Here is a 17,365-nt window from a genome sequence, read left to right on the forward strand (position 1 = left end):
ACCATCTACCGGAGACCTCACTGCGTATCGATCACCGACACGCCACAACCCTGATCAAGGTCGACCGCCAGCCCCCGCTATGAAACACGGCCTAGGCCAGCGCGCAGCACGGTGCGCCGGACGATGATCGCGACGGCCTGGCCGGTGATCCGGCCGTTCGCCTCGCCGCGGCCGTGCGGCGCCCGGCCGAGGTTGCCGTGCCGGTCGATACGACGAAACACCAGTCCGGACGTCTGCCCGCGGGCGGCCAGGGCGTCCAGCCACGCCTGCATCGTGCGGACCGGGCAGGTGGCCGGTCGGGGGGTGTAGGGCAGGGCGGTGCTGCGGCCCACGGACTCCTTGTCGGTCTTGGAGCGTCGGATGGCGACCTGCAAACCGTCGTCGGTGAAGGTGAGGTCGGCGATGTTCAGCGCCGCGAGTTCGCTGCGACGGGCGCCCAACGCGAAACCGACCACAATGAGCGCCCGGTCGCGCAGGTCGGCCAGGGTGGCGACGTCGAGAGTGTCGACCATCGCCCGCAGCGCCGTGATCGTCACCGCCTTGGCCTTGCGTACTCCTCGACCGCCCTCGGCGAGTTCGGCGCGGTGCCAGCGCAGCACCGCGCGGGCCGGTCCGGCGCTGGGCGGCTGGCGGTCGGCGCTGACGTGGGCGACCGCGATGGCCGCCATGGCGCGCTCGATGGTGGAGGCGGCCTTGCCGTGGTCGGCGAGGTGTCAGACGTACTCGGCCAGGGTCGCCGCGGTGGCCGGCAGGTGCGACCGCTGGTTCTCGGTGCACCAGAGCGTGAACCGCCGCCAGTCGCCGCCGTACGCTCGCCGCGTCGACGCCGGCACCGACTCACGGATGCGCCGCCGCGCCGCCTCGCTTCGGGGCTTTCGGCAGAACTACTGACGTTCAGCGCAGTACCAGAAGGTCCAGTGCATCGGTCACGGGCCCGGTTTCGACCTGGGCGGCTTCGTGGAGTCGCTTGACTCCGGCGGCGTACTCGTCGTCGGTGATCAGTTGAAGCAGAGTGTGCCCTTCCCGTCGCAGTGTGGTGGCCGCCTCCCGTAGCGATGGGGCGGTGATCTGAGGGATCTGCTCGATGGCCGCTGTGGCGAATCCGGCGTCGACGAAGGCGGATTCGACGTCGGCGATGCTGGGGTATGTGTCGAGCACGCGGATGGCTTCGGGAAAGTAGCGGAACAGGGTGATCGCCTGGTGTCGGCCGGCGAACGCGGAGCGGATCAGCACTCGGCCGCCGGGGCGCAGTACCCGGCGCAGTTCTCGGGCCATGCGGGTCAGGTCCGGCACGTGGTGGATGACCGTGGAGAGCCAGGCGGCGTCGACGCTGCCGTCGTCGAGCGGGATGCGCTCGGCGTCGCCAGGCGCGACAGGCTGGTACACCGAGCGGGCGCGCATCGCCTCGGAGGGCTCGACCGCGATGACCTCGATGCGGTCGTACCAGGCAGTGAAGGCTTTCGCCCACATGCCGGTGCCTGAGCCCAGGTCGAGCACCCGCATGTCTGCACGGGGATCGAGGTGCCGGGTCACCGCCTCCCGCCAGGCCGAGAGCCCGTCGTCGGTGAGGTGACGGGTCGCCTCGAACGCTGCGGCGTCCGCGTTGTCGTATGCGATTCGAGCCATGCCGTTGACCCAACCGCCTGTGCGCCCGAGCAAGCAAGGGTGCAGCGGTGTGACGAACCGCCCACGCTGAAGGGCTGCCCGTCGGACGCGGCTTACGTACGGTCGGGCCATGGGCGCGGACTCGGATGCGCGGCGCTGGCTACGGCAGCGTGGAGCCGAGACGATCCAGCACCCCGGCGGCACTCTCTACTCCCACTTGTGCCGGCACGACCGTCTCGCTGAGCTGGGGTGTGGCGTTGATGTGCAACTGGCCGGTCTCGCGCATGCCGTCTACGGCACGGACGGCTTCGATGTGACGCTGCTCGACCGGACCGGTCGAGCAGCGCTCCGAAACCTCATCGGCGACGACGCTGAGGCCTTGGTCTACCTGTACGGGGCATGCGACCGCAGGCGGACCTGGCGAAAGCTGGCGATGACCGGTGAGGTCGTCGACCGCTTCACCGACCAGACGTGGCACCTGAGCCCCGGCCAGATGCGACCCTTTGTGGATCTCAGGATCGTCAACGAGCTGGACGTCATCGAGCAAGATCCTTCGAACGTGGACAAGTACGGCGGGTACCGCGTACCGGATCTCGTCGAGCTGCGGCCCGCCGCCGTAGCGCAGCTGCGCGCCGATCCGCCGCGCGGTGCCACCTCAAAGACAATCACGCCCGGCGGTCCGGCCGGCTCTGCCGTCCTCTCCCCCTCGCCCGGCTCGCCCCTATCGGCGATCCTCCACCCGCCGCGCCCGGCCGTGCCACCTCAGTTCTTGGTGGGGCTGTGCCGGCGGCCGGTCGCGTCGCGGGGCGTTTGCCGAACCGCCCCGCCGGCTGGTCGGCGACTGCTACGGTCCCGCCATGGCCCGCGCCGACCATTACGCTGGCTGCTTTCGTCCTGGTCACCGTGCTTGCCGGATGCAGCGGTGGGTCTGAGAAGCCCGTTGCGACCAGCGGCACCCTCGCGGCCACGTCGGCGGCCGCCGCCTCGTCGACGCCGACGGCATCGCCGTCGCTCCGCCCAAGCCAGGACGGCATGCTCGCCTTCGGTGAGACCTTTACGTTCGCGGACAACACCATGACCACCAGGGTGCTGCGGTACAAGCAGCCGATCGGTGACGGCGGTTCTGGCGTGAAGAAGGATGAGGCGCTCGGTGGGCTCGAGGTGAATACCTGCAACCTGGCCAGCGCGAACGAGCCGCAGCAGGTGAACGTCGCTGCCTGGTCGCTGGAATTGCCGGACGGCACGGTCACCAGCGGCCGCTGGTCCGGCGTCGTGTCTGCCGAGTACCCGTACGCCGTGAAGACCCTCAAGCCGGGCCGGTGCGTTAAGGGGTGGATTGTCTTCACGGTGCCCGCGAAGGGCAAGCCGTCCGCGGCGGTGTACGAGGGGCGGCGCAACCAGGGTCAACCGGCTGAGTGGAAGCTGAGCTGAGGTCCTGCGGGTGCTCCGGGCGGCCAACGGGCTGGAGCCTTCACCGCTCGAGTAGCCCGGGCCGCTGCAGCATCCGGACCGCGTACCGAATCTCGTCGAGCTGCGGCCAGCCGCCGTACCGCAGCTGCGCGCCGACCCGCCGCGCGGTCGACACCTCGAACGCCACGACGCCCGGTGGCTCGCCGCTGGCGAGGAGCGGCGGCTCGTCCGGCTCTCCCCCGCCCGGCATCACTCCGGAGGGCGCTGGTCTTCCGGCGCCGGAGTCGGATCCGCCGGCGGCGTGGCGAGCAGTTGCCCGACTCGCTGCCGGGTTAGCCCGGTCCGGTCGGCGATCTGGCTGTGGTTCAGCCCGGCGGCGACCATCTCGTCCATCGCCTCCCGTCGGATCCGGGACAGGTTGGCGATTCCCTTCTGCCGGGCGCCGATCCGCTCACCGGCTCGGATCGTCCGCTCCGCGGGGTCGCGGATCTTCTCCACCTCGGATTCTCGCTCGTCACTGTCTGCCCCTCGCCGACGTCGCCGCCGCGGCTGGGGTGGCTCTTCCTCGTCGGACCGCCCGTAGTTTCCAGACCAAAAACAACGGTAAGCAGTTGATCTATGCCCTCACCTGGGTCAGTTCCTCAAGCTGAGGTTTCTGGGCAGCCTCTTCGGCCGTTTTTCGTGATCCCGATACGTGGGACGCGGTCAGCGCCGGTGCCGACGGTGATGCTCGTCGTTCTCGGCGGTGATGCGGGCGGAGGTCTCCTCGCCGAGCCGGACGTAGATACCGAGGGTGGCCAGGTGCCGGTGGCGGGACTTGGCCTGCAGCTCGGCGGCGCTGCGGCCCTTGGCGGCCAGATGGGTCAGCCCGCTGTGCCGCAGCTGGTGCAGGGTGTACCCGGCACCGTGCGGGTCGTGGAGTTGGGAGGCCTGCTTGAACAGGTACTCGGCTCGCGGGTAGGACAGCCGCCCGCGGCCGGTGTCCGGGCAGACGTCGACCAGGGCCGGCACGCGACGCCCGGCGGCGGGAGCGCGCCGGTCGGCGAGGAACACCGGCCCGGCGGCGCGGCCGGCCAGCAGGCGGGCGGTCGGGGTCTCGCAGTGCACGTAGGCGCGGTCGCCGCCCTTCTCGGTGACCAGGGCGCGGCGGAACTCCATGTCGAGGTCGGGCACGTCGAGGCCGAGGATCTCCTCGGCGCGGGCGCAGGTCTCGTAGAGCATCCGCCACAGCACCCGCTCGCGTAGCGGGTTGCGGTCGTCGGTGAACAGCCGGTCGAGCCGGGCGCGCGGGATGGCCTTGTCCCGGGTTCGGGTGATCTTGCGGCGTTCCAGGCGCCGGCCGGGGTCGGTGGTCAGCCAGTCCTGGCGGCCCGGCGAAAGGCTATGTGGGCAGGGGCGGGGTCGAACCGCCGACCTTCCGATTTTTAATCGGAGTGTCCGGGGTTCGATTCCCTGACGGCGTACTTGCGGGGTAGAGGAGTTCGTTCGTCCTCGCCGGCCTCATAAGCCGGAGAACGCGGGTTCGAATCCCGCCCCCGCTACCAAGCCCGAATAGCTCAGCTGGTAGAGCGCCGCTATGACACAGCGGAGGCCGGCGGTTCAATTCCGTCTTTGGGCACGCATGGAGCCGTCGACTAATTGGCAGGTCCCCGGGCTTTCAATCCGGTGTGTGCGGGTTCGATCCCCGTCGGCTTCACTCATTCCGGCGTCGCCCAATCGGCAGGGCAACGGATTGTTAATCCGTCCAGGTGCAGGTTCGATTCCTGCCGCCGGAGCCAAGCCCGTATAGCTCAGAGGGAGAGCGGCGTCTTCACACGGCGTAGGTCCCAGGTTCAATCCCTGGTGCGGGCACGGGCCATCAGGCCGTAGTTGTGGCTGTAGCTCAGGAACAGAGCGTCCGGTTGTGGCCCGGAAGGTCGCGGGTGTGAGTCCCGCCAGTCACCCCAACATGATGGGCCCCCGCGATCGTGGGGGAGATTCGCGGGGGGCAACGCCCACCGTAGACGAGTCCGTGTCGGGCTACCGCCCGCCGGACGGGCCGGCACCCCGCCGGCCAGCACGCGCGTCGTGGGCGGCGGCACGCCCACCGCTCAGCGGATAGAGCACGGCGTTCCGAGCGCCGGGGCCGCTGGTTCGATTCCAGCCGGGGGCACACGGTCGAATGCCCGAGTGGTCAGGGGGCGGTCCGCAAAACCGTTGTACGCCGGTTCGAGTCCGGCTTCGGCCTCCAAACAGTCATCCGCTGTGGATCTCCGGCACCTGGCCCTTGGCCGCGTCCGCGGAGAGCGGCTGCGCGGGGGGAGGTCAGTGTCGATGGCCGCGACGAAGCGGCGGAGACGAGAGCGGCCGCACCGGCCATCCGGTGCGGCCGCTCTCCGTTGGAGGTTCAGTGGCTCAATGCCGCAGCAGCACGCCCGCGTCCGCCAGCGCGCGGATCACCGTGGCTGATTCGCTGAAGCCGATGATCAGCACAGCGTCCGCCCCGAAGCTCTTGATCTCCGCAGCGCCGGCCGTGAAATCGACAGCCAAAGCGTCCTCCGCCGGGTCGTAGGTCAGCAGCTTCAACCCGAGCGGGAGTTCCTCGCCGACGCGGCCCTCTCGTCCTGAGCCAGCCGCCTGAAACGCGCCGAGGCGCGACCCGGTCGGCACCGGGCCGCGCCTCGGTGGAGGTACGGCGGATCGGGACGGTCAGCCGGCGCGGTACGCCCGGATGATCGTCTGCTCGATGCCGCTGCCGCCGTCGGCGGTGGCCTTCACCCGCAACGAGACCGCCTGCCCGCCCGTCACGGTCGGCAGCGCGGCGTGGTAGCCGTCCCGGTCCCGGTCGACCGTGGTCGGCTGCCAGGTCACGCCGTCGTCGGTCGAGGTCCAGACCTGGAACGTCGTCACCCGCTGGGCCGGCGCCCCCTGGGCCTGCCGGACCGTGAACGTGGCCGGGCCGCCGGTGGGGTGGTTCGCCGGGTCCAGTGGCAGGGCGTAGTCGACCGACAGGAGCGGCAGGGCGCTGCGCGCCGTGCCGGCCGAGCCGGCCGACCGGAAGGTCCACGCGGTGTTGACGTGGGTCGAGAACGGCAGAATCCGGCTGGTGTCGACGTCGAAGGTGAGCCGGTAGTCCGCCGCCTTCGCCGGCACGCTGAAGTCGGTCCGGGCGGTGTTGCGCTCGTCGACGAGCTGGCCGTCCCGGTACAGCGCCAGCGTTCGCGTGATGCCGACCGCGCCGGGCTGCAGGCAGTCGGCCCGCTGGTGCTGGTCGACGAGCATGGCTAGGTCGACGTGCAGGTTGCCGCTGGTCCGCCACGGCGCGCCGGCGCAGCTGTACTCCCCACCGGCCGGGTCGTCGAACCAGTCGGAGCGCAGCGGCTGCCGCGCCCAGATCTTGGTCTGCCGGCTACCCGGGGCGTAGTCCCGGGGCGCCTCCTGGGCCGGGAGCCCGCCGTAGGTCCCGGTGTCCTGCCAGAGGAACCCCGGCGAGACGTAGTCGGTACGCGTCGCCGGCAGGTCGTAGGTGGGGTTCTGAGTCAGGTAGAACCCGTCGAGGGTGAAGCCGGCGCGGCGCGTCGAGGTCACCATCCCGGCCAGGTCCAGCTGGTTGAACCGCTGGTCGATCCGGGCGAGCCGGGCCTGCTCGGCGGCGGTGACCCGGTAGGTGGGGTCGGCCGGCACTCCCTCGGTGTACTCGTGAGCCAGGTCGTAGTGGTACGGCGCGGCCGTGCCCGCCGGCGAGTCCAGCCCCCAGCCGCCGTACATCCGCAGCGACCCGACGCTGGGTAGCGTCACCGGGCCGACCGCGACGGTGGCCGAGTCACCCCACGCGGCGATGGCCTGCCACCAGGAGAGACCGTTTACGGCCGTCTGCACGTACAGGAAGTCGCTCGCGAGGGCCTGGGTGGGCTTCCCGGGCACGGTCGCGGTCATCGGCTTGACCTGCGTCGGGTCGAGGACGACCGTCCGGGTGCCGTCGACGGCGAGGTCGCTGTCCCCGACGAACGCGCCCGTCTGCGCCCCGGTCTCGTCGTCGTACGTGCTGAACCCGGCGGTGACCTGGTAGCGGCCGGCCGGGACCCGCAGCGTGGCCGACTTGCCGGGGGTGAAGAACGCCCCGCCGGCGTAGAGCAGCGGGTCGGCGAGGTTGGTCACCTCCACCCCGACGGCGCTGTACCCGTTCACCGGGGCGCCCGGCACGGGACGGGTCTGGATCGTCAGGTCGTAGCTGCGCGGCTCCACGTAGAAGGCGACCGGCGTGGTCGCCACCAGCGCGTGGTTTGGCGTGCGGGCGGTGACCGTGGCGAGGTAGTACCCGGGCGAGCCGGCCAGCGCCGCGCGGTCGAGCCGCAGCGTCGCCGTGCCGGGCACGCCGCGCTTGAGCGTCACCCGGGTGGCCGACAGCTTCGCGGCCCGGCGGGGCGCGATGGTCCCGTCGTGGTTGACGACCGTGACCGCGAGGTCGAGCGGGACGGCCGCCGGGGTCCGGTCGCCGGTCCAGCTCAGCCGCACCTCGTGGGTGCCAGACTGCGGGTAGCTGAAGGTGCCGAGGTTGACCACCGGCTGGTCGCTCACCGGACCGGTGAGCGCCCGCACCGCGTTGAGCCGGCCGGCGCCGACGGTGTACGGCTCGGCGTCGGGCAGCGGGTCGGCGGCGCCGACGAGCCCGGCCTTGAGCCGGTCCGCGGTCCAGTCGGGGTGGCGCTGGGCGAGCAGCGCGGCGGCCCCCGCGGCGTGCGGGGCGGCCATGGAGGTGCCGGAGAGCGTGGTGTGGTACTCGTCGAACGGCGTGCCGAGCGTCGTCCCGGCGGCGCGGCCGGCGACGATGTCGACACCCGGGGCGACAAGCTCCGGCTTCGCCGCCCAGGTGTTGATCAGCGGTCCCCGGCTGGAGAAGCCGGCCCGCTCGTCGTCGGAGTCGACCGCGCCGACGGTCAGCGCGCGCCCGGCCGAGCCGGGGGACGCGATCGCGCCGCCGCTGTTGCCGGCGGCGATGACGAAGAGGGCACCGGTCTGCTCCGTCAGGTTGTCGACGGCGACCGCCATCGGGTCGGTGCCGTCGTCCGGCATGGCGCCGCCCAGGCTCATGTTGATCACGTCGGCCCGGGCCGCGGCCCACTCCATGCCGGTGATGATGTCGGAGTCGAACCCGGAGCCGAAGTCGTCGAGGACCTTCCCGATGACCAGGCGCGCATCGGGCGCGATGCCGCGACGCTGGCCGTGCGAGGCGGCCCCGGTGCCGGCGATGGTGGTCGCGACGTGGGTGCCGTGCCCGTTGTGGTCGACCGCGTCGCCGCCCGGGGTGACGAAGTCGGCGCGCTCGACGACCTGGCCGGCCAGGTCGGGGTGGCTGAAGTCGGCGCCGGTGTCGAGCACGGCGACCCGGGCGCCCTTGCCGGTGTAGCCGGCCTGCCAGGCCTGTGGCGCGGAGACCTGGCTGATGTTGTGGTCGAGTTGACCGGTGGAGCCGCCGGGCTTCTCGCCGCCGTGGTTGCCGGCGACGATCCCGGTCGCGTGCACCTTCCGGTCGAGCCAGACCTTGCGCGCACCGGTGAGCAGGGAGACTGTGGCCGCCCTGGCGGTGGCCGCGGTCTGCTTCGGCAGGGCCCCGGCGACCGCACCGATGCTCGACAGTGGCCGGACGTCGGCGAGCGCCGTCGTCCGCTGGTTCTCGGCGGGCTGCACGATCACCGGCAGCTCGCTGGTGCTCTCGTCGTCGTAGCCATCCGCGATCAGCGTGGTCACGTCGAACAGGTCCGGGTCGAGCACGGTGCCGACCTGAGCCGCCACCTTCGCCGGGATGACCTTCAGGTGCCCGTCGGCACCGCAGCTGCGCCGAATCACACCGGCCGGGTCGACGGGCTGCACGCGGACCCGGGGGCAGCCGGACCCGGTGGCCTCGACGGTCACCACGTCGCCGGTGAGCAGCGTGACGATGTGCGTCTCACCGCTGCCGGCCGGGGCCGCGGTGGCGGGGTTCGGGGTGGTGAGGTCTGGGGTCGGGTCGGCCAGCGCCGGGGTTCCCGGCACCGCTTGCAGCGTCGCAACCACTGTGATGGTCGCCAACAGCGACCGAATTCGTCTGGGCATTTCGCTCCCGGGGTTGAGGGGCGGCCGCGCCTGCCGAAGACAAGACCAGTGCAGCCGTCCATTTTGGAAGGGTCGGAAAGAAGGCCGGGCCCGAGCGGCTGCAGCCGCTCGGGCCCGGCCTCGCTCGGTTACCGGGGCCGCACCTCGTAGGGGCGGTGGACGGTCTGCGTGACCTGGTTGCCGTCCCGGTCGGTCAGCGTGACGCGCAGCGCGACGTGGCCCGCCGCGGGCGGGTTGGGGACCATCACCTTGCCCAGCGTCCCGTCCGGCCCAGCGGTGACCTTCAGCGACTTCCAGGTGCCGCCCTCGTCGAAGGACGCCTCCACCCGGGTGACCCGGGTGGCCGGGACGCCGCCGGCGGGCTGGCCGCTGACGCCGATCAGCACCTTGGTGGGTGCCTTGCCGGCGGCCCGGTTGTACTCGTCGAGGCCGACGGCTGCCAGTCGGGGCACCATGAGCGGATTGGCCAGCCACTCCGTGGTGCCTGCCGTGGTGAACCGCCACTCGGCGTCGATCCGGCTGGACAGGGTGGCGAACGGCACTGACCGGGTGACGCTCGCCTGCAGGGTGTACGTGGCCTTCTCCACGGGCAGCCCGTAGGCGTAGCCCCACTGGCCGGCCTGCCACTGCGCGACCTGCTCCCCCTCCCGCTTCAGCGTCAGGGTGCCGGACGCGGGGGTGTACGCGAAGTCGTGCGTCTCGGCGTCGACGAACCACGGGATGTCGGGGATCGACATGAAGCCGTCTCCGTTCAGCCCGGTGGTGCTGTCCAGCGTCGGCCCGAGGAGCGCGTTGTTCCAGGTCTCCCGGCCGGGTTCAGCCAGGCTGACGGTTCGGGCCGGTGCCGTGATCCAGTTGTCGCCGATGCGGATCTCGCTCTCGTACCGCCCCGGCGCCCGGTAGTCGATCACCTTCGACGGGAAGTCGGCCGGCCCTTCGACAGTGAGCGTGGGAAGGCTGTCGTCGGTGATCATGCCGACGGCGGCGGATCCGCTGGAGGCGACGCCGGGAGCCTTGAAGTCCATGACGACCCGGGCGAGGTCCTCCCTGGCCACGGTGCGTACCGGGTCGGTGGGGATGCCGGCGCGGGTGTCGGCGATCCGGTAGTGGTAGGGGCTCGGCGACTGCTCGCTCGAACCCTTCTTGTCGAAGACCGCCCGGGCGCCATAGGTGACGGCCGGATCCTCGACCGGGAGCACGTAGCTCGCGCCCTGCACGCCGAAGGAGCCGCCGTGCGCCATCCGGGTGCCGGCCACGTCGAGGGTCAGGTCCACGGACGTGACGACATGCTCGGCCGAGCGGTCGGAGACCTCGAGCCGGACCTGCCTGCCGCGGCGGGCGTCGACCCGTACCGGCAGGACGGCCGTATCGTCGGTGACCGTGACCGGCACGATCCCGTAGGTGAAGGCGATGTCCTCCGGCCCGCCCGGGAACACCGTGGTCAGCAGGTAGTGCCGGCCGGTGGGAAGCATCCCCCGTGCCGTGCCCCCATTGACCGTCAAGTACGTCACCGCGCCGGTGTCGCCGTTCACCGCAGCCACACTGCCCTCGGCGGGCGCGCCGAGCCGGTTGACCAGCTCCACCGACACGTCGTACCGCGCGTCCTGGTGGTAGGTCAGCGCGGTCCGGGCCACCGGGGCGCCGTCGACGGTGGCGGTGAGGGCGCCGAGGTGGTACGCCTCTGCCTCGCCCTCGCTGCCGACGGTGAGCGTCACCGAGGCGCTGCCTCCGGCGGGCACCGTCAACCGCTGGGTGCTCAGCGTGACCAGCGCGGCCGGGATCGACGAGACGGCCAGATCGAGGACGACCGGCTCAGTCCCGACGTTGCGATAGCTGACCGTGCGGGTGACGCCCGCTGTGGGACGCGGCCAGGGCTGGTTGATGTTCAGACCACCGACGCTCGGCGTGACCTGAGCGGCGACCGCCCGCGCCACGTCGACACGGCCGGACCCGTACCGGGGCGATGGCATGCTCTCCCAGCGGGGCTCGGAGGCGCTGCTCATCAGGCCGGCCTTCAGCTGCTCTCCGGTCCAGTCGGGATGCTGCTGGGCCAGGATCGCCGCCGCGCCGGTGACGTGCGGGGCGGCCATCGACGTACCGCTGAAGGACCCGTAGCCCCCGCCGGGGACGGCCGCGACGATGCCCACTCCTGGCGCACTGATCTCCGGCTTCAGCGCGTCGTCGAGCATGCGTGGACCGCAGCTGGAGAAGTCGGCGATGAAGTCGGTCCGGTCGACCGCGGCCACGCTCAGCGCCGCGTCAGCGGTGCTGGGCGAGCCGACCGGGCGGGCGCCATACCTGCAGCCGTTGTTGCCCGCCGAAATGACGAAGAGGGCTCCGGTCTGGGCCGACAGGTCGTTCACCGCGGCCTCGAGTGGGTCGATACCAGCGGAGTCGAGCCCGCCGAGGCTCATGTTGATGACCTTCGCATGCACCTCGTTGGCCGCCCAGTGCATCCCGGCGAGGATCGCCGACCAGGGGCAGCCTTCTTCGGAGCAAACTTTGCCCTCGGCCAGCTTCGCGCCGGGCGCCACGCCCTTGCGCAGCCCGTTCGAGGCCACTCCGCTGCCCGCGATGGTCGAGGACACGTGGGTGCCGTGCCCGACGTGGTCGTCTACCGTGCCCTCGCCGACGAAGTCGGCGGACGCGACGACCACGTCCTTGAGGTCGGGGTGGTCGATGTCGTAGCCAGTGTCAAGAACGGCCACGGTGACACCGGTCCCGGTGAGCCCCGCCTGCCAGGCAGTCGGGGCGCCGATCTGGGGCACACTGCGCTCCAGCGAGACCTTCATCCTGCGGTCCAGCCAGAGCTTGCCGAGGCCACCGCGCAGACGCTGGGCCGCTTTCTCTCCACCGGTGACTGCACGCCACATGCGTCCGGTGTTGTTCGGGGGGACGCGCAACGCGTTCAGCCCGAGCCGGGGCAGGGCGAGAGTGGTCCGGGCACCGTCGGCGAGCACGCCCCGCACCCGGTTGGAGGGCCCGGCCGTGGTCGCCTTGGCGTACTGCGCGATCAGCGGCAGTTCGCCACCGTCGTCGGGCGCGCTGTCGATCAGCGCGCCCAGGTCGAACAGTTGGGGGTCCAGTTGGTTGGCGGAGAGCAGGTTCAGCGCGTCGGAGGGGATTACCGAGACGGCGCCGTCGCTGGCCGATCGGGTCAGGAACGTCACGTCCTGGCGGCCAGGGCCCGGGGTGACGCTGTACGAAATGATGCCCTTCGGTCCACGAGTGACGGCCACTGTATCGCCGGTGACAAGGGTGATCGTGTGGTGTTCGGCACGCTGCTGCGCGGGGCCAGGATCGGTGGCAGGTTGCGGCGAGGCGAGCGCCGGTGGCGGAGGCACGGCCGCCAGAGCCGCGAGCCCCACCATGAGGGCACCGGATACCGCCGTCAGGGCAGTACGCCGGTGTGGCCGGGAAGGATGCACAGACATGGACCCCTTCTTCAAATGGCCGCTCTTGACCCTGTAGCGACCTCACGACAGGGCCCTCCTCCCGACCGCGGTCTCCCGGATGATCGTGGAATCGAGCTCGGCCGAGTGTCACACTTGGCACCACCCGGGGCTAGATCACTCAGGGGCGCAGATGAGCCGTGACTCAGGTGCGCCACGCCGATCACACAACCGCCGGCCTCGCCACCGGTCCCGTCCCACACCGCCGCTCGATGGGAGGCCCACGCATGCTCGAGCCCGCCGGACTCACCACCGCCGAGGAGTCGGCCTACCTTGGGCTGCTGCGGCAGGGCAGCGCCACCGTGGATCAGCTGGCCAGACGCACCGGACGGCCCACCACGCAGATCAGCCGGGCGGTGGCCGGCCTGCACCGCAAAGGAATGGTGCACCGCACGCCACCGCCGCACGGCCTGGTCGTGCCGGTTCCGCCAGACGAGGCGATCGAGCAGTTGATCCAGCGCCAGCACGCCGAGCTGGACCGGGTCCGCGAGGCGGCGCACGCGCTGGCGGCCCAGACCCGCGACCGTACCGCCGGACGGCGTACCGGTGAACTCATCGAGATCGTCCAAGGGCAAGCAAGCGTGCAGCGTGCCTTCGACCGGGTACAGCGTGTCGCGAAGGCAACGATGCGGATGCTGGTCGCGCCGCCGTACGCCGCGGCCGAGCAGGTCAACCGCGTACAGATGGAGCGCGGGCGGGAAATCACCTACCGCGTCGTCTACACCATCGACGCGCTCGCCGATCCGGCCACCCTGGCGGCGGCCGGGGAGCACGTCCGCAATGGCGAGATAGCGCGCCTCGCGCCCAGCGTGCCGACAAAGCTCGCCGTCGCAGATCGCACGCTGGCCCTGCTCCCTCTGGTATTGACGGATGCGGCGCAGGATGCGGCGGTGCTCGTCCACCCGTGCGCGCTGCTCGACGCGCTCGTCGCACTCTTCGAGGGCGTGTGGTCGACAGCGAGTCCCTTGGGCCTGTCGGGCGCCGGTGAGGTTACCGCGCGGGGCGAGATCTCGGATGAGGACCGCAAGTTGCTGTCGCTGCTGGTTGCCGGGATGACCGACGAGACGGCGGGTGCGCGCCTCGGGATGAGCCGGCGTACCGTCGTTCGCCGGGTGCAGCACCTGATGGAGACGGCGGGGGCGCAGTCGCGCCTGCAGTTGGGCTGGCGTGCCCGGGAGCGTGGCTGGCTGCCCGAGGCGTGAGTGTCGTGCGGTGACTCCACCGTCCGGCTGTTGGACTCCAGTAGCCGGCGTCGAGCGGCTGCGCGTACAGGAAGTCGAAGGTCTCCTGCGGCGTGCCCTCGCCCAACCGGTCGCTCCACAGCCACTCGGCGTTCTAGGGAAGTTCGTCGCCGGCGATCGGGAGTTGGGCTCTGGCCGCCAGCGTCACCGGGCTGCGCCGGTTGGGATAGACGGAAGCGGGGGCCGGGGCGAGATCCCTTCCTCTCACCCCGGCCCCCCGGTTCTGGAGGTGCCGTCGTCAGCAGATCGCGTGCAGCGGGCCGGTGCCGAGCGAGCCGGCCGCCACGCCGGCGAGCGCGAGGGCGCCGAGGGCGTACGCCGAGCGACGGAGCAGGCGGGTGATCATGGTGGGTTTCCCCCGTTGTCGAAGAGCATCCTGTGCCGATCACCTTGCCGACCGCGATTCACTGCGACCAGCGTGGGTAGGCCAACTCGCTGTAGGCCAGGACGAACGGCCCGAGCCGGTCACGCAGCGCCAGTGCGGTACGCGTCCACGACCGCCGTCCGCCGAGGCTGAACTGCTCGAGTTCCACAGTCAGCTCGGACGCGGGCTGACCAGCGGAGGGATAGCGGCCATCTCCCCGTCGCGGAGTCCGAGGAGGGTCTTGTTGTCCGTGTCGTCCGGACCCCGAACCTGGATACGGAGCCGACCGTGGTGGGCGAGCACCAGGTAGCGGACGAGGTCGGGCTCCACCACCTGATCGAGCAGGCTCCGCAGCGGCCCGTCGAGCAGGACCAGCGAGGCCAGTTCGTGCCGGAACGCCTGACCGCGGGGGAAGCTCAGGGATCGTGGGCTGCCGGACTTGGCCCACGGCCGTCCGGCTTCGACCCGTTGGCGATCACCGTCGTCCGCGAGTGCGCAGAGCGCGTCCTGCCAAGCGGGGTGCGCTTTGCCGAGGTCGTGCAGGTGACCCCGGCGACGACGACGGCCTCGCGTAGCTCCTCGGGAAGCGCGGGCTGAAGCGCGTCGATCAAAGCCCGCGCCTGGTCGCGCACTTCCTCGCTGTGTTGGTCCAGAGACAACCAGCCCGGCTGCATGGTGCTGTTCGCTTCCTGCTCGTACGCCTCTTCGCCACCGGATGCCGGATCGGTGCCGAGCGCCGGATCGGGACGGACTGGCATGGCCGGGCATTCCGGCACGACGCGTCTGCTCGACGGATCGAGTCCCACCTCCGGGTCGTAGCCGCCCGCCTCAGGCGCGGTCACGAGCACCTCACCAGGGCGCGCCGGTGATCCGTCGGTGACCCGTGTCCAGGCACCGTGACCCTGATCCAAGCGCCACACCGCGGCCCGCTTCGTCAGGCTACGCAGCTCACCCAGGGGCACCCGGCAACGCCACTGCGTCTCCGGTGCTCGTGCATTCGGCGGCGGTCCGTTGCCGGTTGATTCCCAGCGCGCCCAGGCCAGTTGCACGTCGGAATCCTCGGCGTCCGACCGATCAGCCAGGAGCTGTTGGCCCGCGACCTGACCCGTTTGGCGTACGTCGCCAAGGATGGCACACCCCGCAATGTCCCGATCGGTTTCACCTGGAACGGCTCGGAGATCGTCATGTGCACCGGCCCGGCTGGTGCGCGCGGCACGCGACCCGGGAGCGGCAGCGTGAGTGCGCCGCGGTCCGGGGGCATGTACCGATTCTGCGGCGCAACAACCTGGTCCCGGCGGTGCAGAACGCGCCGAAGCTTCCGGCCCTACGTAACAATCCGATGGTTGCCCTGCACGTACGAGATGACGCCCGAGCAGCGGGTCGAGTGGGAGGCGGAGGTGCGTTCGCTCTACCACGACGGCATGGTCCGGATCGTCGTGACCCCGACCTGGGCCAAGCTCATCGACTTCGAGACGACCCTGCCCAGCGCGGTCGAGGAGCTGGTCCGACAGCGGGAGGAGCGTCGGCACGCCTGAGCGGCGCGCGGTGGGTGGATCACCGCTCCCTCCCCGATTGCACACGGCCACAATGGGCCGTACGCGTAAGGAGAACAATGATGGCCAAGTACCTGCTGCTCAAGCACTACCGGGGTGGCCCGGCTCCCGCCAGGGAGTCGGCGCCGATGGATCAGTGGACGCCGGACGAGGTCGACGCGCACGTGCAGTTCATGCGCGACTTCGCGGCTCGGCTGGAGGAGACGGGCGAGTTCGTCGACACCCAGGCGTTGGCGCCCGCCGGCGCGTTCGTGCGATACGGCGGCGAGGGGCGGCCACCGGTGACCGACGGGCCGTTCGTCGAGACCAAGGACCTGATCGCCGGGTGGTACATCATCGACGTGGAGTCGTGGGACCGGGCGGTTCAGCTGGCGGGAGAGCTGTCGGCGGCTCCCGGGCCCGGTGGTAAGCCGATCTACGAATGGTTGGAGGTTCGGCCGTTTCTGGGCGGGTCGCCCACGGTCACCGAGTGAACGCGGCGCTGCTGCGGGACCTCGTACCCGCGGTGATCGGTGTCCTCGTCCGGCGCGGAGCCGACTTCGCGTCGGCTGAGGATGCCGTGCAGGATGCCCTGGTCGAAGCCGTGCGTGTGTGGCCGGACGATCCGCAGCGGGACCTCAGGGGCTGGTTGGTCACTGTGGCCTGGCGCAAGTTCCTCGATGCGGCCCGTGCCGATGCCTCCCGGCGGCGGCGTGAGGTACGCGTCGAGGTCGAGCCGATGCCCGGACCGGTCGAGGCGGTGGACGACACGCTCCAGCTGTATTTTCTGTGCGCGCACCCCTCCTTGACGCCGGCGTCGGCCGTCGCGCTCACGCTGCGTGCGGTTGGCGGTCTGACCACGCGGCAGATCGCGCAGGCGTACCTTGTGCCGGAGGCGACCATGGCCCAGCGGATCAGCAGGGCCAAGCGGACCGTCTCCGGTGTTCGGTTCGACCAGGCCGGTGACGTCGCCACGGTGCTGCGGGTGCTCTACCTGGTCTTCAACGAGGGCTACTCCGGCGATGTCGACCTCGCCGCCGAGGCGATCCGGCTCACCCGTCAACTGGCGGCCAGGACCAGCCATGAGGAGGTCGCGGGCCTGTTGGCGCTCATGCTGCTCCACCACGCGCGGCGCTCGGCGCGGATCCGTACGGACGGCCGTCTCGTGCCCCTCGGCGAGCAGGACCGCAGCCTGTGCGACACCCGCCTGATCGCCGAGGGCGTCGAGGTGCTCCAGGCGGCCCTCGGCCGTGACCGGTTGGGCGAGTTCCAGGCGCAGGCCGCCATCGCCGCGCTGCACGCCGACGCACGCACGGCTGAGGAGATCGACTGGGTGCAGATCGTCGAGTGGTACGACGAGCTGCTGCGGTTCACCGACAATCCGGTGGCTCGGCTCAATCGCGCCGTCGCGGTCGGCGAGGCCGACGGGGCGCGGGCCGGACTGGCCGCCCTGGCGGAGCTTGATTCCTCCCTCCCCCGCTATGCCGCCGCCGCGGCGTACCTGCACGAGCGGGACGGTGACGCGGTCACCGCGGCGCGGCTCTACGCCGAAGCTGCCCGGTCAGCGCCCAATCTCGCCGAACGGGACCACCTCACGCGGCAGGCCGCACGGCTCAACGCGCGGTTGCGCAGTCGGGCGGCGGGCGGGAGTGAGTGAGGATCTGGCTTGCGGGCCGCGAAGCGGATCCG

Annotated in this window: 14 protein-coding genes, 9 tRNA genes and 3 pseudogenes; 14 read left to right on the forward strand and 12 right to left on the reverse strand. The window is 71.2% G+C overall.

What is annotated here, in order from left to right; all coding sequences use genetic code 11:
- Positions 1 to 77 precede the first annotated feature (77 nt).
- Both ACWD5O_RS11025 and ACWD5O_RS11030 read right to left on the reverse strand, forming a co-directional pair.
- Positions 78 to 668 (reverse strand): hypothetical protein, encoded by a 591-nt coding sequence (locus ACWD5O_RS11025; RefSeq protein WP_450085154.1) that lies wholly within the window; start codon positions 666 to 668, stop codon positions 78 to 80.
- 226 nt (positions 669 to 894) lie between these two features.
- Entirely contained in the window at positions 895 to 1,626 is a 732-nt protein-coding gene (locus ACWD5O_RS11030; protein WP_450085155.1) for a class I SAM-dependent methyltransferase, read from the reverse strand.
- Between the two features lie 109 nt (positions 1,627 to 1,735).
- Between ACWD5O_RS11030 and ACWD5O_RS11035 the strand changes: the two are divergent.
- Together ACWD5O_RS11035 and ACWD5O_RS11040 are read left to right on the forward strand one after the other, a co-directional pair.
- Positions 1,736 to 1,954: pseudogene (locus ACWD5O_RS11035) on the forward strand (DUF6817 domain-containing protein); the annotation flags it as partial.
- A 431-nt stretch (positions 1,955 to 2,385) separates the two neighbouring features.
- A complete protein-coding gene (locus tag ACWD5O_RS11040) occupies positions 2,386 to 3,036 on the forward strand; it encodes a hypothetical protein (RefSeq protein WP_450085296.1) in 651 nt (216 codons plus the stop codon).
- A 40-nt stretch (positions 3,037 to 3,076) separates the two neighbouring features.
- On the opposite strand, the gene ACWD5O_RS11045 is transcribed toward ACWD5O_RS11040, so the two are convergent.
- The 4 genes from ACWD5O_RS11045 to ACWD5O_RS11060 form a co-directional block, all read right to left on the reverse strand.
- Positions 3,077 to 3,265 (reverse strand): hypothetical protein, encoded by a 189-nt coding sequence (locus ACWD5O_RS11045; protein WP_450085156.1) that lies wholly within the window; start codon positions 3,263 to 3,265, stop codon positions 3,077 to 3,079.
- On the reverse strand, positions 3,265 to 3,513 hold the full coding sequence (locus tag ACWD5O_RS11050) for a hypothetical protein (protein ID WP_450085157.1): 249 nt from the start codon (positions 3,511 to 3,513) through the stop codon (positions 3,265 to 3,267). Before ACWD5O_RS11050 ends, ACWD5O_RS11045 begins: the two co-directional genes overlap by 1 nt.
- Positions 3,514 to 3,720: 207 nt before the next feature.
- Positions 3,721 to 4,437, reverse strand: coding sequence for a tyrosine-type recombinase/integrase (locus ACWD5O_RS11055; RefSeq protein WP_450085293.1), 717 nt, complete (start codon positions 4,435 to 4,437; stop codon positions 3,721 to 3,723).
- Positions 4,402 to 4,468: transfer RNA gene (locus ACWD5O_RS11060), tRNA-Ser, on the reverse strand. Before ACWD5O_RS11060 ends, ACWD5O_RS11055 begins: the two co-directional genes overlap by 36 nt.
- A gap of 12 nt (positions 4,469 to 4,480) precedes the next feature.
- Here ACWD5O_RS11060 and ACWD5O_RS11065 point away from each other — a divergent pair.
- From ACWD5O_RS11065 to ACWD5O_RS11100, 8 genes are all read left to right on the forward strand, one after another.
- Positions 4,481 to 4,559: transfer RNA gene (locus ACWD5O_RS11065), tRNA-Met, on the forward strand.
- Between the two features lies 1 nt (position 4,560).
- Positions 4,561 to 4,633 (forward strand) — tRNA-Val (locus ACWD5O_RS11070).
- Positions 4,634 to 4,638: 5 nt separating this feature from the next.
- A tRNA-Glu gene (locus ACWD5O_RS11075) sits at positions 4,639 to 4,711 on the forward strand.
- 5 nt (positions 4,712 to 4,716) lie between these two features.
- A tRNA-Asn gene (locus tag ACWD5O_RS11080) sits at positions 4,717 to 4,793 on the forward strand.
- Between the two features lies 1 nt (position 4,794).
- Positions 4,795 to 4,866, forward strand: a tRNA-Val gene (locus ACWD5O_RS11085).
- A 20-nt stretch (positions 4,867 to 4,886) separates the two neighbouring features.
- Positions 4,887 to 4,961 (forward strand) — tRNA-His (locus ACWD5O_RS11090).
- 135 nt (positions 4,962 to 5,096) lie between these two features.
- Positions 5,097 to 5,167, forward strand: a tRNA-Arg gene (locus ACWD5O_RS11095).
- Between the two features lie 3 nt (positions 5,168 to 5,170).
- Positions 5,171 to 5,245 (forward strand) — tRNA-Cys (locus tag ACWD5O_RS11100).
- Between the two features lie 164 nt (positions 5,246 to 5,409).
- Here the strand turns inward: ACWD5O_RS11100 and ACWD5O_RS11105 are convergent.
- From ACWD5O_RS11105 to ACWD5O_RS11115, 3 genes and pseudogenes are all read right to left on the reverse strand, one after another.
- Positions 5,410 to 5,580 (reverse strand): annotated as a pseudogene (locus ACWD5O_RS11105) (ABC transporter substrate-binding protein); the annotation flags it as partial.
- 123 nt (positions 5,581 to 5,703) lie between these two features.
- Positions 5,704 to 9,027, reverse strand: coding sequence for a S8 family serine peptidase (locus tag ACWD5O_RS11110; RefSeq protein WP_450085158.1), 3,324 nt, complete (start codon positions 9,025 to 9,027; stop codon positions 5,704 to 5,706).
- Positions 9,028 to 9,215: 188 nt separating this feature from the next.
- Positions 9,216 to 12,257: a S8 family serine peptidase gene (locus tag ACWD5O_RS11115; protein WP_450085159.1), complete on the reverse strand. Its 3,042-nt coding sequence runs from the start codon at positions 12,255 to 12,257 to the stop codon at positions 9,216 to 9,218.
- Positions 12,258 to 12,766: 509 nt separating this feature from the next.
- Here ACWD5O_RS11115 and ACWD5O_RS11120 point away from each other — a divergent pair.
- Entirely contained in the window at positions 12,767 to 13,741 is a 975-nt protein-coding gene (locus tag ACWD5O_RS11120; protein ID WP_354965146.1) for a helix-turn-helix domain-containing protein, read from the forward strand.
- A 443-nt stretch (positions 13,742 to 14,184) separates the two neighbouring features.
- Here the strand turns inward: ACWD5O_RS11120 and ACWD5O_RS11125 are convergent, their stop codons facing one another.
- The 3 genes and pseudogenes from ACWD5O_RS11125 to ACWD5O_RS11135 form a co-directional block, all read right to left on the reverse strand.
- Positions 14,185 to 14,313 (reverse strand): hypothetical protein, encoded by a 129-nt coding sequence (locus ACWD5O_RS11125; RefSeq protein ID WP_450085160.1) that lies wholly within the window; start codon positions 14,311 to 14,313, stop codon positions 14,185 to 14,187.
- A 2-nt stretch (positions 14,314 to 14,315) separates the two neighbouring features.
- Positions 14,316 to 14,474, reverse strand: a complete 159-nt coding sequence (locus tag ACWD5O_RS11130; RefSeq protein WP_450085297.1) for a hypothetical protein — start codon at positions 14,472 to 14,474, stop codon at positions 14,316 to 14,318.
- 9 nt (positions 14,475 to 14,483) lie between these two features.
- A pseudogene (locus ACWD5O_RS11135) lies at positions 14,484 to 14,912 on the reverse strand (hypothetical protein); the annotation flags it as partial.
- 575 nt (positions 14,913 to 15,487) lie between these two features.
- On the opposite strand from ACWD5O_RS11135, the gene ACWD5O_RS11140 reads away from it, so the two are divergent.
- The 3 genes from ACWD5O_RS11140 (at position 15,488) to ACWD5O_RS11150 (ending at position 17,333) form a co-directional block, all read left to right on the forward strand.
- Positions 15,488 to 15,679, forward strand: a complete 192-nt coding sequence (locus tag ACWD5O_RS11140; protein WP_450085161.1) for a hypothetical protein — start codon at positions 15,488 to 15,490, stop codon at positions 15,677 to 15,679.
- Positions 15,680 to 15,759: 80 nt separating this feature from the next.
- Positions 15,760 to 16,170 carry a YciI family protein gene (locus tag ACWD5O_RS11145; RefSeq protein WP_450085162.1) on the forward strand — a complete coding sequence of 137 codons (411 nt, stop codon included), beginning with the start codon at positions 15,760 to 15,762 and terminating at the stop codon, positions 16,168 to 16,170.
- Positions 16,167 to 17,333 (forward strand): RNA polymerase sigma factor, encoded by a 1,167-nt coding sequence (locus tag ACWD5O_RS11150; RefSeq protein ID WP_450085163.1) that lies wholly within the window; start codon positions 16,167 to 16,169, stop codon positions 17,331 to 17,333. Before ACWD5O_RS11145 ends, ACWD5O_RS11150 begins: the two co-directional genes overlap by 4 nt.
- Positions 17,334 to 17,365 lie beyond the last annotated feature (32 nt).

The organism is Micromonospora sp. NPDC005161 (genome assembly GCF_053599855.1).

Bases quoted from the DNA above. Each gene is read 5' to 3' on its own strand.
- ACWD5O_RS11025 (WP_450085154.1), bottom strand. From the start codon at position 668: ATGGCGGCCATCGCGGTCGCCCACGTCAGCGCCGACCGCCAGCCGCCC.
- ACWD5O_RS11030 (WP_450085155.1), bottom strand. From the start codon at position 1,626: ATGGCTCGAATCGCATACGACAACGCGGACGCCGCAGCGTTCGAGGCG.
- ACWD5O_RS11045 (WP_450085156.1), bottom strand. From the start codon at position 3,265: ATGCCGGGCGGGGGAGAGCCGGACGAGCCGCCGCTCCTCGCCAGCGGC.
- ACWD5O_RS11120 (WP_354965146.1), top strand. From the start codon at position 12,767: ATGCTCGAGCCCGCCGGACTCACCACCGCCGAGGAGTCGGCCTACCTT.
- ACWD5O_RS11145 (WP_450085162.1), top strand. From the start codon at position 15,760: ATGGCCAAGTACCTGCTGCTCAAGCACTACCGGGGTGGCCCGGCTCCC.